The sequence below is a fragment of the Kurthia sp. YJT4 genome, from assembly GCF_030219945.1.
Lineage (GTDB): Bacteria > Bacillota > Bacilli > Bacillales_A > Planococcaceae > Kurthia > Kurthia gibsonii.
In genome coordinates this window covers 2,925,169-2,940,000 of sequence record NZ_CP126689.1, presented here as the reverse complement: position 1 = coordinate 2,940,000, position 14,832 = coordinate 2,925,169, and the positions used below count along the sequence as shown (strand labels likewise).

Sequence of the window (14,832 nt, the reverse complement as noted above, 5' to 3'; positions counted from 1 at the left end):
AAATGAAAAACAAAGATAGGGTTTTCATTTAGAAAATCTATTCTTTAAATAGCTATTTTTGAATAATTATACGAATTCATGTGCAGTTGAACCATTTACATAAAAATGTTTACAATAGAAACAACTAACAAAGGGGGTTGTTTTAATGGAAACATTAAATATTTCAATGATTGGTGTGCCAATCGATTTTGGTCAAATGCGTAGAGGTGTAGATATGGGACCGAGTGCTATTCGTTATGCAGGTGCTGTAGAGCGTTTAGAGGCATTAGGACATGAAGTTGTAGATGAAGGGGATATCTACGTGCCAAACGCAGCCAAACTAGAAGTACATCCGAAATTGCGTAATTTAGGCGCAGTTGTAGAAGCATGTACAAAATTAGCAGAACAAGTTGCGACAGCAGTTGAACATAAAAAATTCCCACTTGTATTAGGTGGTGACCATAGTATTGCGATTGGAACATTAGCAGGTCTTGCGCAGCATTATAAAAATCTAGGTGTGATTTGGTATGATGCGCATGCGGATATGAATACAGCTGAAACATCACCATCAGGAAATATTCATGGTATGCCGCTTGCAGTAGCAATGGGACTAGGACATGAAAAGCTAACGCATATTGGCGGGGAGCAGCCGAAGATTGATCCGAAAAATTTAGTAATTATTGGTGCACGTTCGGTAGATGAAGGAGAGCGCGAACTAATTAAAGAAAAGGGCATTAAAGTATATTCAATGCATGAGATTGACCGTTTAGGAATGGCAGCTGTTATGGAAGATGCACTTGCTTATCTACGTTCTCGTGAAATTGATGGTTTGCATTTATCTTTAGATTTAGATGGTTTAGATCCAATGTATACGCCAGGTGTGGGGACACCAGTACCAGGAGGGATTACATATCGTGAGAGTCACTTAGCGATGGAGATGCTGCAAGAGTCGAACCTGTTAACATCAGCTGAATTTGTAGAAGTGAATCCTGTTTTAGATACGAAGAATGCAACAGCAAATGTAGCTGTAGGCTTAATGGGTTCGCTATTAGGTGAATCACTGGTATAGTTTGAAAAGTCATAACCCCCTTCTTCATGTTACAATAATATACGTACTCGATTTTTGAAACTATATGATGGAATAAAACGTATATCAAGTACAGTTTAGTTGGAAGGAACATCACAATGGACACGTTAATACACAAACGAATAAAGCAGGTGCTGAAGGGCGATCAAAATGCGTATTCTGACATTGTGAACTCTTACCAGCAGAGTCTTTATCACGTATGCTATCGTATTGTTGGGAATCAACAAGAAGCTGAAGATATCGCACAGGAAGCATTTGTGCGCGCATATATAAATTTGCATACATTTGATCCGAAGCGAAAATTTTCAACATGGTTGTTTCGTATTGCGACGAATCTCTGTATTGACCGTTTGCGAAAGAAGAAACCGGACTATTACTTAGATGCCGAAGTACCGGGAACTGAAGGACTAGATATGTATTCGCAAATTGCGTCAGAAGAACGTCTACCAGACGAAGAAGTAGAACGTATGGAGTTAAAAGAACGTATTCATTACGAAATTGGTCGATTGCCAGAAAAATATCGTACGGTCGTTATTTTAAAGTATATTGAGGAGTTACCGCTGCAAGAGATTAGCGATATTCTCGAAATACCACTAGGTACTGTGAAAACACGTGTACACAGAGGACGAGAAGCGTTACGTAAGCAGTTAGGTGACGTGTAGGGGGAAGCATGATGCACACATGTCCAAAAGAGATTGTCCACTATATGCATGAGCGTTTAGATGGAGAAATTAGTTCTGAGCATGATCGAGTGCTTACTGAACATTTACAGACATGTCCGGATTGTCAACGACATATGGATGAATTAAATCGTGTCGTTTACTTAGTGGGAACATTACAAGCGATGCCTGTACCAGCAGGATTTACAGAGCGCGTTATGTTCCGATTACCAAAGCCAAAATTAAAGTCCGGTGTGCAGCGATGGTTGAGAAGGCATCCGATTCTTGTCGCAGCCGCACTGTTCATGATTTTAATGAGTGCTTCTTTATTATCAGGATACAATGACCGCTCAGCATTTTCTGTAACAGAACATCCGGGGATGATTGTTGAAGGAGATCGCGTGACTGTACCGGCAGGACAAACGGTAAAAGGGGATATCGTTGTCACGAATGGTGATTTAGTCATTGATGGAAAGGTAGAAGGAGATGTCACCGTTATTAACGGTAAGTACATGGCTTCTACTGCAAATGTAACAGGCCAGATTGAAGAAATTGATGATACATTTGAATGGTTATGGTACACCATCAAAGACGGCACAAAAAAGCTATTCACATTCGAATAACTAAAGGGGACGGAAACTTGCAGCTGCATTTTTCCGTCCTTTTGAATATCAGGCTATATGATAAGTAAATTCTATCCTTTTTTGGCTTGAAAAAGGCGAGGACGGGGTATGTTATGCTATACTTATTACCATACGTACGCGCTAGAAAAGTGGGGGATTCCACATGACATTTATTAATGAAATAACGAATTTAACAGAGAATCAACTAGTAAGGACATTTCTAAATATTTTAGATATCTTACTTGTTTGGTTCGTCATTTATAAAATACTGACATTAATTAAGGGCACAAAAGCTGTTCAATTATTAAAAGGTATTTTCGTCATTATTATTATTCGAATTATAACGGAATATTTAGGGCTTACAACGTTAGGCTGGATGACAAATCAAGTAATCGATTATGGTTTTTTAGCAATTATTATTATCTTCCAACCTGAACTTCGTCGAGCGCTAGAGCAGTTAGGGCGCGGAAAGCTCTTTGCTCGAAGTGGTATGCAGGAAGAGGAGGAACGCGATCGTTTAATTAGTGCGATGACAAAATCAATTAGCTATATGGCGAAGCGTCGTATTGGTGCATTGATTTCAATTGAAAAAGATACGGGTTTGAATGATTACATTGAAACAGGTATTCAGATGAACTCAGATATTTCTTCAGAATTACTGATTAATGTATTCATTCCAAATACACCATTACATGATGGTGCAGTTATTATTCAAAAGAATCGTATTGCAGCGGCAGCGTGTTATTTACCGCTATCAGAGAGTCCATTCATTTCAAAAGAATTAGGAACAAGGCACCGCGCAGCAATCGGAATTAGTGAAGTAACAGATGCAGTAACTGTCATTGTTTCAGAAGAGACAGGTGGCATTAGTTTAACAGTGAACGGTGAATTACATCGTGACCTTTCAATGGAGGAGTTTGAACAACGTTTGCGTAATGCTTGGTTCGGTGATACGACAGAGAAAAATACAACACGTTGGTCATGGAAAGGGGGCAAAAAATAGTGAATAAATTTATTGATAACCCCTGGATGCTTCGTATTACAGCTTTAGCTCTAGCTATTCTAATGTTTTTTAGTGTGAGACCTAGCGGTAATACGATTGATTCGACGAACTCTGGTATTAAAGAAGAAGTTTTGCGTGATGTGCCTGTTGAATTACGATACGACGATAATAACTTTGTTGTCACAGGCGTACCACAGACTGTTGATGTTAAAATTAGCGGTCCTGTAGGCATTGTTATCACAACGAAAACAGGTCGTAATATTAAAGTGGTTGCGAATATCAAAGATCAGCCTTCGGGAACGCATGTCGTTAAGTTTGAACCTGAAGGATTCTCTGATAAACTAGCTGTAGAAGTCGAACCGAAAACAGCAAAAGTAAATGTAGAAGAACGTATTACAAAAGATGTGAAAGTGGAACCTGAAATTAATGAAGGGCAGCTTGCAGATACAAAATACGTGAAAAACATGACAACAGAGCCAGAAACGGTAACTGTATCTGGTGCAAAGAGTGCGATTGATCGCATTACGTATGTAAAAGCGACAGTCTCAGCGAGTAAAGATGCAGATAAGACATTTGAAAAGGTAGCGGGAATTAAAATCTTTGACCGCAATATGAACATTTTAAATGTTGACGTAGAGCCAAAAACCGTTAAAGTAAAAGTTGAGTTATCTGAGTATAATAAAGAAGTGCCACTCGTTGTAAACCAAAAAGGAAAACCGGCAAAAGGTTATACAGTTGATGGTGTAACCCCTAAATCTGATAAAGTACTTGTATATGGTTCACGTGGTAATTTAGAAAAAATACAACAGGTTGTTGTAAATGCAGATGTAGAAGGTTTGAAAAAGACGACAACTGTTAAAGGAACACTCGAAAAACCTACAGGTGTAGCAGATTTATCATTTGCAGCAGTTGATGTACGCGTAAAAGTATCAAAAGAAAATGAGACGAGCGCGAAAAACAAAAATGAAACAGATACAGCGAAAAAAGATGAAGAAGATACTGCAACGGAAGACGTCGAAAAAACATTTAAAAATATAAATGTGAAGTTGCAAGGCATGAACATTACAGATTATAGTGCAGAATTTATTACACCATCATCAGGGCAAATTAATGTGATAGCAAAAGGCGCTTCTAAATTAATTTCAGCTCTGACGACAGCAGATATTCAAGCATTTGCTGATGCAAGTAAAATTGATGATGGGATACAAGAGCTACCAATCCAAGTAAAGAGTTCAGAAGGTATAGAATTGACTCCGTCGTTAGATCAAATAAAAGTTCGTTTTACGAAACAAGACTAACGTATATGAGGAATGGTTTTGAAGGAGAGAAAAAATCAAATGGGTAAATATTTTGGTACAGACGGCGTACGTGGCGTCGCTAATAGTGAGCTAACTCCTGAGTTAGCATTTAAATTAGGTCGCTTTGGAGGATACGTCTTAACAAAAGACGCAACAGAACGTCCAAAGGTATTAATTGGTCGCGATACGCGTATTTCAGGTGAGATGTTAGAAGGTGCATTGGTAGCAGGGCTAATCTCAATTGGTGCTGAGGTTATGCGTTTGGGCGTTATTAGTACACCTGGCGTTGCTTATTTAACACGCGCAATGAGTGGAAATGCAGGTGTTATGATTTCAGCATCACACAATCCTGTAGAAGATAATGGGATTAAATTCTTCGGTCCAGATGGTTTTAAATTATCAGATGAACAAGAAGCGGAAATCGAAGCGCTTTTAGATCAAGATGAAGATACACTACCTCGTCCAACAGGTGCTGATTTAGGCTCTGTGAGTGACTACTTTGAAGGTGGACTTAAATATATCCAGTACTTAAAACAAACAGTAGATGAAGATTTCTCAAATATTCATATTGCTTTTGACTGTGCACATGGTGCAACGTCATCACTTGCGACACATTTATATGCTGATCTAGAAGCCGATCTATCATCAATGGGTGCTTCACCAAACGGTTTAAATATTAATGATGGCGTAGGTTCAACACATCCAGAAGCATTAGCTGAATTCGTACTTGAAAAGGGTGCTGATGTCGGTTTAGCGTTCGATGGTGATGGTGACCGTCTAATTGCAGTCGATGAAAAAGGACAGATTGTAGATGGCGATCAAATTATGTATATCTGTGCAAAATATCATCATGCAAAAGGTCGTTTAAATAAGAATACAGTGGTTTCAACTGTGATGAGTAACATGGGCTTCTATAAAGCACTGGAAGCAGAAGGAATAGAGAGTATTCAAACACAAGTTGGAGACCGTTACGTTGTAGAAGCGATGCGTGAAGGTGGCTACAATGTCGGTGGTGAGCAATCTGGTCATATCGTATTCCTTGATTACAATACGACAGGTGATGGCTTATTAACAGGCTTACAGCTGGTGAACACAATGAAGATGACAGGTAAGCGTCTATCAGAATTAGCAGCTGAAATGACAATCTTCCCTCAAAAATTAATCAATGTACGTGTAACAGATAAGCATGCTGTGACACAAAATGAAAAAGTAGCTGAAACAATCGCAGCTGTAGAAGCGGAAATGAATGGTGATGGACGTGTGTTAGTACGTGCATCAGGTACAGAACCGCTTGTACGTGTAATGGTCGAAGCTTCAACGAAAGAACAATGCGATGCATATTGCGAACGCATTGCAGCAGTTGTAAAAGAAGAAATGGGTTTAGCTGAATAACATCATTCAAAAGACAGTGTTGGAAATAAGCCGGCACTGTCTTTTTTCGTGTTTATTTCCTGGGAAATTGGGAATATTATATAAATAAAATGATATTTGTATGTTTTAAATTGACGTATATTCTTTTACCGTTTATGATATAGTTCTGATAATTTGCTGAGGAGGATTGTGTAGAAGCGTAAATCGGAAAAACAGTTATAGCGCCAGTACTGAAGAAATCGGACGACAAGTATCTTCAGTAGACGAGGTGGAGGAGTATCGAAAGTTTCGGCGGATGCCTCCCGGTCGACAGCCCGATCGTAAGTTCATCTTTAAAATAGTGAAGTGATTCGCTAGACAAAGAGATGAAACGGCAAATCATAGAGAGATAGAGAAACTGTTCGTAAGGGAATTTCTATGCGAACTTTCATTGCTATGGACTTTTTCTCTTTTCATAATTTGCAAAATATCGGAGGAATTAAATATGTGTGGAATCGTAGGTTATATTGGTCAACTAGATGCAAAGGAAATTTTGTTGAAGGGACTAGAAAAATTAGAGTATCGTGGTTATGACTCAGCGGGTATTGCAGTAGAGAATGCAGCGGGCGTACAGGTATTCAAAGAAAAAGGACGTATTGCAGATTTACGTGATGTCGTGGACATGACAGTAGATGCAACAACAGGAATTGGACATACACGCTGGGCGACACATGGTGTACCGAACTATGTGAATGCACACCCACATCAAAGTGCTTCAAAACGTTTTACATTAGTACACAATGGTGTGATTGAAAACTATCATTTATTACAAGATGAATATTTACAAGGTGTGACAATGACGAGTGATACGGATTCAGAAGTCATTGCGCAATTAATTGAACACTTTTCAAATGAAGGTATGACAACAGCAGAAGCTTTCCGTAAAACACTAACATTAGTAGAAGGTTCTTATGCGTTAGCTTTATTAGATGCAGAAGAAGCAGATGTCATTTATGTAGCGAAAAAAGGTAGCCCACTATTAGTAGGTGTTGGTGAACAGTTCAATGTTGTGGCATCAGATGCTATGGCGATGTTACACGTAACAGATCAATTTATCGAATTACATGATAAAGAAATGGTGATTGTGACAGCAGATTCAATTCAAATCCAAAAGTTAGACGGAACCGTTGTAGAACGCGCACCGTATAAAGCAGAACTTGATTTGAGCGATATCGACAAAGGCACGTACCCACACTACATGTTAAAAGAGATGGATGAACAACCAGCAGTCGTTCGTCGCATTACACAGAAGTATGAAAATGAAGCAGGTCAATTAACGATTGACCCAGCGATTCAACAAGCGATTCAAGAAGCAGATCGTCTATATATTATTGCTGCAGGTACGAGCTACCACGCAGGATTAATCGGTAAACAGTACTTTGAAAAGCTTGCCAAAATCCCTGTAGAAGTGCATATCGCAAGTGAGTTCGGTTATAATATGCCATTACTATCGAAAAAACCATTATTCATCTTCATCTCACAATCAGGTGAAACAGCAGATAGCCGCCAAGTATTAGTGAAGGTGAAAGAATTAGGCTATCAAGCATTAACGATAACGAATGCACCAGGCTCAACATTATCACGTGAAGCCGACTACACATTATTATTACATGCAGGTCCAGAAATCGCAGTAGCGTCAACAAAAGCTTATGTAGCACAAGTTGCGGTATTGGCGATTACAGCGTATGTTGTGGCAGACCAACCAGAGATCGAATTGAAGAAAGAATTAGGCATTGCGGCGAATGCGATTCAATCAATTATTGACCGCAAAGAAGAATTCGCTAAACTAGCAGAATCATTCCTAGCAACAACACGTAACGCATTCTTCATCGGACGTGGCATGGATTACTACGTGAGTATGGAAGGCGCACTAAAATTAAAAGAAATCTCGTATATTCAAGCAGAAGGATTTGCTGGCGGTGAATTGAAGCATGGTACCATCGCTTTAATCGAAGACGGCACACCTGTCATCGCACTTGCGACACAAAAAGAAGTAGCACTAAACTTACGCGGTAACGTGAAGGAAGTCGTAGCACGTGGCGCAAACCCATGTATCATCTCAATGGAAGGCATGGAAGAAGCGAACGATGCGATTACAATTCCGCACGTACACCCGTTACTATCGCCACTAGCAGCAGTTGTCCCAGTACAATTAATCAGCTACTACGCAGCCCTACAACGCGGCTGTGATGTGGATAAACCACGTAACCTAGCGAAAAGTGTGACAGTGGAGTAAGGATATTTTTAAAGCTAATCAGACTGTTGGTTTTTAATAAAGATTGATAATTTATAATAAAGATTGATAATTAATAATAAAGATTGATAAAAAATAACCTCTATGGGTAAAATATCCATAAGAGGTTGTTTTTTATTTCTGACTTTTTGGAGGGCATTATATGGAGAGAAGTTTTGACTGGTTATGGGACAAGTACAAAGAAGGTGCTCGAGATAAATTTGAAGAGGTATGCTATAAAATCTATAAAAATGAACATCCAGACGCTGAAGTTAAACGAGTAAGAGTTCAGCATGGTGATGGAGGTATTGATGTATACATAGATTATCCTGATAAATTTATTGTTGTTCAGTGTAAATTTTTTATTAACGAATTAGGAGATTCTCAAAAAAGCCAAATTCGAAATTCACTTGGTTCAGTTGATAAAACAGAACTGAATGAATGGATATTAGCTGTTCCCCTTATCTTGTCTGAAAAGGAAGCAAGTTGGTGGAGAAAGTGGAAAAAAGTGAAGGAAGAAGAATTTGGAATTAAAATAAGATTACATGATGAAGATGATTTATTAGATTTATTAAAAAAGCATAATTTATATGATGATTATTTTAATACAGTTAAATTCGATAAAGATTTTATTGAAGATGTTGTAGGGAAAGATGAAAAGAAGAATATTCACGATAGACTATACCCTTTAATTTCAGAACTCTCAGGTGTTGATTACAATTTATGGGATATTGTAGTACAAGTGGATCAGCTTGCTGATTTAAGAGCGCACAGATTATTTAAGGAAAATACATTGTTGCTAAATTTAAATAGGCTTACAAATTTATATGCACTTCATGCTGAAGGTAATTCTATATTTGGAAAAAGGTTAAGAAGTGAAGAGAAAATTTCAGAAGAAACAGAATTACGCAAAAAAATTATGGAAGACTATTATAATTTAGGACTATAAGGGGGGATTTTAATTGTCCAAACGCAAACGAACAACACCGATAGAGAAAAAGCTAAAAGACGGTCTTGGTCAAGGAATAGGAATAGATTACAAGCCATGGCTAGTTATTCAAGATGTATCATCTCTTGGTCGCTCCACTCGCTTAAAAGGTATTAAAATTCCTCGACAGTATGAGTTTTTATCAGACTTAGAACGTAACTACTTTTATTTGTTGGAATATTCCGATTATGTAGTTGATATTCGTGAGCAATTTCCATTATTAGAGTTAGAGGAAACAATGATTATTGCAAATGAGTTGGGTATTAAACATCCAGCACATCCTGAAACGAAAGAGCCAATTGTTATGACAACGGATTTTGTAGTTACGAAAATGGAACAAGGAAAGCCTATCAATGTAGCTCGAACATTAAAATATAAGAATGACCTTATGGATAAACGCGTCATTGAAAAATTTGAAATCGAACGAGAGTACTGGAAACGTAAAGGTATTGATTGGGGCATTGTAACAGAGTTAGAAGTACCGAAAGAAATGGCGATGAACATTTCTTTTGTACATTCTTATGCTGATTTAAATAGTATTGAAGATTTTAATGAATTTAGTGAAGCGGATATTGATATATTTAGCGTTCACTTAATTTCGACTTTACTTACGGAGGATAGAACAGTTAGAGAAGCTTGTACGCGTTTAGACGAGGTATTTTACTTAGCACCTGGCTGTGGTCTTACCCTATTCAAACATCTGATTATTACAAAAGCAATTGAAGTAGATTTAATGAATAGATTAGATGTAAATAGTGTTATTGAAATCCAATCTGTTCATAAGGATTATTCTGAGAAGGTGAAAGCAATATGATTTTTTATAACCAGGTGTATCAGTATGTGAATAAAGATAATGAAAATAAAATACGTGTTATCGAGTTAGACGATCCATTCGTTTACTATGTGGAGCTAAACGGTGATACTGCTATGCCTAAAAAAGTCACTTTGAAAACATTTGAGGATGAAATCGAAGCAGGTATTTTATTAGCAGTTTCAGACCCGTTTTTTATGAGCCAAGATGATAAATATTTAACTCCAAAGCAGGTTGAAAAACGAGATGGAGATTGGGAAGTAATAAATAGTTCATGGCAAGAACTTAAATGGCAGCTGCTTGAAAAGAAAACGCGTGATGTAACCTTTGACGAAATTGCTGAAAAGTTTAATTTGAAAAAGCTCAAGGCAAAAAGACTATTTACTCGTTTTTGGCAAAGAGGCTTAAATAAAAATGCTTTACTACCCGACTACAATAAATCAGGTGGTAAAGGTAAGGAAAGAGATTTATCAGGGGCCAATAAAGTAGGAAGACCTCGTAAATATGCCTTAAATAATGATTTAAACGAAGGTATTAATATTACTGACGATGTGAAAAAACAATTCGCACATGTAATAAAACAGTACTACCGTAAAAAAGAGCAGATAACTTTAACAGATGCATATGAATTTTTACTACGTGACTTCTACTCTAATAAATATGTTGAAGATGGTGAAGTGAAATATAGTGTGTGGGATGCTTCAATAATTCCGAGTTATAACCAATTTTACTATTGGTTTAAAAAGTATGAGGATCCACAGTTAGATATTTCTATGCGTAAAAGTAAAAAAGAGTTTGAACTAAAGCATAGACCAATTTTGAGTAATTCTACACAGGAGGCAGACGGACCCGGTACTCGATTTCAAGTTGATGCCACGATTGCTGATATTTACTTAGTGAGCTCATTTAATCGTTCTTTAATTATTGGACGTCCAGTTGTTTACGGAATTATAGATGTGTATTCAAGGCTATTTACAGGTGTATACGTTGGTTTAGAAGGTCCTTCTTGGATAGGTGCGATGATGGCTCTAGATAATATGATTACAGATAAAGTTGCTTTCTGTGCAGAACATGACATTTATATTAATGATTCACAATGGCCAGCTAAACATTTACCAGAAATTATAATTGCAGATAGAGGCGAGTTTGAAGGTTATTCAGTAACAAGTTTAATTAATAACTTTAATATCAAAATTGAAAACACTTCTGCCTATCGTGGGGATTTAAAAGGAGTCATTGAACGTCAGTTTGGTACCATCAATGGCAAAATAAAACGTAAAGCACCAGGAGCGATTCAAAAAGAATATCGTGAGCGTGGAGATCGAGATTATAGATTAGATGCCACGTTAAATTTAAAGGAATTCACTAAAATTGTTATTCATTTAATGCTACAACATAATCAAAAAATTATTGATAAATATCCTTTAGAAAAAGCAATGATTGAAGATGGCTTAGTGGCTACCCCACTTAATCTTTGGTCCTGGGGTATTGCTAATAAAAAAGGACGCTTACAAGTTACAAATGACAAAAACATATATAGGCTAAATATATTACCACGCGGAAAAGCTCGTATTACTAGAGCGGGTATTAAATTTAAAGGGCTTTCTTATGGTTCTGATAAGGCTATTAATGAGCAATGGTATGTGAAGTTGAGAAGTACAAGCATTGAAGTTGCATATGACCCTAGAGATATGAATCAAATCTATATCCCATCTAATGATGGTAAAAGCTTTGATATTTGTTTCTTGTTAGATACAAGCGAACAATACAAAGGAAATACGTTAGATGAAATCGAATTTTATCAGGAATATCTTGAAGAACTAAAGGCAGAGCAGTTTGTTGAACAGAAAAATAACAGTATCAATACGGATGCAACAATTGAAGACATTATTAAAAAAGCTAAATCAGAAAAGAAAAAGCAGCCCAAACCAACTTCAAAAACCGAACAAGTTCGTAATATAAAGGTAAATAGACAGGCGGAAAAAGCATTACAAAGAGAAGAGGAAAAATTTGATTTAGTTGATAGAGAAGCAAAAATGAATCAACAACCTACACAAATATTAGAATTCCCAAAAATAAAAGAAGAATCACCTAAAAAATCGAGTTCAGGCATAATGAGTAAATTGAAAAGAAAGCGAGATGAGCAGTTTGGAGAAGACGAATAATGTTGTTTTAAAAGGCGATTATGAGGAAGCGGTCTACAAGCAACAACTCCTTCCAGAGTACAAAAATAACCCTTTTCTAGAAGCTCTTCCGCCTATTTTCAATGAGGATGACGTATTAGATAGATTTATGGTAACCCCACGGATAAGTAAGGAAGACAAGCAGAAAGATATTAATATTCGTTATCACGTATTAAAGCGTGTGAAAAATTTCATTCAGCCATTACCGATCCATTTTGAAGTAGAACGTCGTTTATCAACTTTGATACGCAGAGGATATTTAGCTAGAAACCCATTAGATAAAACATTTTTTGAACGTCTTAAAGTATTGCATGAATTACGGGAAGATGAGGAACAAGCTCATAAATATATCGATGATCGTTTATATTATATTCGTTCAACTGCCGATAGCCTTTCGATTATTGGGATTTCTGGAATTGGTAAGACGACAGCAATAGAGCGTCTTTTATTAATGTATCCTCAAGTCATTAAACATGATATTTACAAAGACCAACCATTTAATCGTACTCAAATAGTGTGGTTGAAAATCGATTGTCCATATGATGGAAGCCTCTCTACGTTATGCAAAAGCTTTTTTAAAGCAATCGATGATTTATTAGGAACTCGTTATTTAGAAAAGTTCGGTTATTTAAATCGAGTTACATCTACAATGCTTCTCCATATGACATCTTTAGCTAGTATGTACGGGATTGGTGTACTCGTCATTGATGAGATTCAGCATTTGTTACATGCTAAAAATGATCAAGAAGAGATGTTAAATTTCTTTGTAACATTATCTAATACTGTTGGAATTCCTACAGTCCTAATTGGTACTTCTAAAGCGCAGCAACTGTTCAAAGGAAATTTCCGTCAAGCTCGACGCGCGGCAAGTGATGGAGCAATTATTTGGGATAGGATGGACGAAGAAAGTGAAGAATGGGAGTTCTTTCTTGAAACGCTTTGGAAATTGCAATGCCTTAAAACACGCTCAGAGCTCACAGAAGACGTTAAAAAGACGTTTTATGACGAGTGCCAAGGTATAACGTCGGTAGCTGTTAATCTGTTTATTTTAGCGCAAGAACGCGTTTTATTTGATGAACAAAATGAAGAAGAAATATTAACATCTAAAGTAATTAAAAAAACGGCCAAAGAAGATATGAAAATTATTCAGCCAATGCTAAAGGCGATAAGGAATAATGATTTTACTGCGATGTATAAGTATGAGGATATTATGATTAATCTAGATGAACTGATGATGAATCATAAGAAGAATACGCAGTATGAAGGTAAAGTACAAGCAGCAATGAAAGAACGTCAGAATACGTTAGAGTACAAGCGGAAAGAATTAATTGAAGCGTTAAGCGTAGAAGCCGCATCTTTAGGCATATTTCACTCATTATCTTCAACAGATATTCTAAAAGCTACTCAAAAAATAGTAGAAGATACCCCAGCTGATACGGATGAAATTGTTCTGAAATCAAAACTGATACCTTATTTAATTGAGATGAATGAAAGAGTAAAAGAAAAGAAGAATTCTATAGCTTCTATAGATAAAGTATTACCTTTACTAATTTTAAGAGAGCAAGCATTGAAGAAAAAAATACATCCTTACGATTTATTAAAAAGTAAAGGATACATTAAAATAGAGATATAAAGCTGTAGAAAATATTAGATAAATATAGCATTATTAATTTTTATTATTGTAAAAAAGGGGATGAAATAAATGTTGTATCAAGTATTTATGGAAGTGACAAATATTCCAGGTGCTAGTGAAAACTTAAGTTTATACGAATATGATAAAGAAGACAAAAATAAAATTATTGAAGAAACTATTCTACCATTCTTAAAAAAAGAAGAACTACAGTTTAATGGTTATTTTTTGAATTCTCAAAATGTAGTTAGAATAGTGGTTAAAACTACGGAATTCCCTATAAAAACAATAGTGGAAAGAAAAGATGCAGAACTACCAGAGAATTTTATCTGGATTGTGACTAAAGAAGAAGCTTTTAGTGATGATGATTATACCCTTGATGTAACATCGGAAATAATGAAAGAAGCTAAAATTAAAATGGAAGATTATGAAAATATATTAATGAATCCTTCTCAAGTTGAAATAGATAACAAAAAAGTATTTATAGTGCATGGTCATGATGAGAGTGTGAAAATCTCTGTCGCTAGGTTTTTAGAAAGATTAGACTTGAAACCTATAATTCTACATGAACAAGCTAGTGGTGGGGCAACAATTATTGAAAAAATAGAGAATAATGCAGATGTAGGTTTTGGTATTGTACTTTATACCCCTTGTGATTTAGGGAAAGCTAAAGCTAGTGATGAACTACAAATGAGAGCAAGACAAAACGTTGTATTTGAACATGGTTATTTAATTGGCAGATTGGGGAGGTCTAATGTGTGTGCATTAGTTAAAGATGATATTGAAAAACCAAATGATATATCAGGAGTTGTATATATTAATTATGATTCAGGGAACGGTTGGCACATGGATTTATTTAAAGAACTAAAGAATGCCGGTTACGACTTGGATGCAAATAAGTTATTTGTATAATTTATTAATGTCTATG

Annotated in this window: 12 protein-coding genes; all 12 read left to right on the top strand. The window is 36.3% G+C overall.

Annotated elements, in window-relative coordinates:
• The first annotated feature begins 145 nt into the window (after window positions 1–145).
• The 12 genes from rocF to QN089_RS14605 all read left to right on the top strand — a co-directional run bounded on the left by rocF (window position 146) and on the right by QN089_RS14605 (window position 14,816).
• Window positions 146–1,048: an arginase gene (rocF, locus tag QN089_RS14660; protein WP_068450192.1), complete on the top strand. Its 903-nt coding sequence runs from the start codon at window positions 146–148 to the stop codon at window positions 1,046–1,048.
• Window positions 1,049–1,164: 116 nt separating this feature from the next.
• Window positions 1,165–1,728 (top strand): RNA polymerase sigma factor SigW, encoded by a 564-nt coding sequence (gene sigW, locus QN089_RS14655; protein ID WP_068450194.1) that lies wholly within the window; start codon window positions 1,165–1,167, stop codon window positions 1,726–1,728.
• Between the two features lie 11 nt (window positions 1,729–1,739).
• Window positions 1,740–2,348 carry a zf-HC2 domain-containing protein gene (locus QN089_RS14650; protein ID WP_068450196.1) on the top strand — a complete coding sequence of 203 codons (609 nt, stop codon included), beginning with the start codon at window positions 1,740–1,742 and terminating at the stop codon, window positions 2,346–2,348.
• 163 nt (window positions 2,349–2,511) lie between these two features.
• A complete protein-coding gene (cdaA, locus tag QN089_RS14645; RefSeq protein ID WP_068450197.1) occupies window positions 2,512–3,351 on the top strand; it encodes a diadenylate cyclase CdaA in 840 nt (279 codons plus the stop codon).
• Window positions 3,351–4,649 (top strand): CdaR family protein, encoded by a 1,299-nt coding sequence (locus QN089_RS14640; RefSeq protein ID WP_068450199.1) that lies wholly within the window; start codon window positions 3,351–3,353, stop codon window positions 4,647–4,649. Before cdaA ends, QN089_RS14640 begins: the two co-directional genes overlap by 1 nt.
• 39 nt (window positions 4,650–4,688) lie before the next feature.
• Window positions 4,689–6,041 (top strand): phosphoglucosamine mutase, encoded by a 1,353-nt coding sequence (glmM, locus tag QN089_RS14635; RefSeq protein ID WP_068450202.1) that lies wholly within the window; start codon window positions 4,689–4,691, stop codon window positions 6,039–6,041.
• 463 nt (window positions 6,042–6,504) lie between these two features.
• Window positions 6,505–8,295 carry a glutamine--fructose-6-phosphate transaminase (isomerizing) gene (glmS, locus tag QN089_RS14630; RefSeq protein WP_285215617.1) on the top strand — a complete coding sequence of 597 codons (1,791 nt, stop codon included), beginning with the start codon at window positions 6,505–6,507 and terminating at the stop codon, window positions 8,293–8,295.
• Between the two features lie 160 nt (window positions 8,296–8,455).
• Complete coding sequence (locus QN089_RS14625) at window positions 8,456–9,241, top strand: restriction endonuclease (RefSeq protein WP_101035425.1); 786 nt, start codon at window positions 8,456–8,458, stop codon at window positions 9,239–9,241.
• A 13-nt stretch (window positions 9,242–9,254) separates the two neighbouring features.
• Window positions 9,255–10,094 carry a TnsA endonuclease N-terminal domain-containing protein gene (locus tag QN089_RS14620; protein ID WP_101035424.1) on the top strand — a complete coding sequence of 280 codons (840 nt, stop codon included), beginning with the start codon at window positions 9,255–9,257 and terminating at the stop codon, window positions 10,092–10,094.
• Window positions 10,091–12,256: a Mu transposase C-terminal domain-containing protein gene (locus QN089_RS14615; protein WP_101035423.1), complete on the top strand. Its 2,166-nt coding sequence runs from the start codon at window positions 10,091–10,093 to the stop codon at window positions 12,254–12,256. The genes QN089_RS14620 and QN089_RS14615 overlap by 4 nt, the downstream gene beginning before the upstream one ends.
• Window positions 12,231–13,907 (top strand): ATP-binding protein, encoded by a 1,677-nt coding sequence (locus QN089_RS14610; protein ID WP_195862697.1) that lies wholly within the window; start codon window positions 12,231–12,233, stop codon window positions 13,905–13,907. The genes QN089_RS14615 and QN089_RS14610 overlap by 26 nt, the downstream gene beginning before the upstream one ends.
• 69 nt (window positions 13,908–13,976) lie before the next feature.
• Window positions 13,977–14,816, top strand: a complete 840-nt coding sequence (locus tag QN089_RS14605; protein WP_101035421.1) for a TIR domain-containing protein — start codon at window positions 13,977–13,979, stop codon at window positions 14,814–14,816.
• Window positions 14,817–14,832: the final 16 nt, after the last annotated feature.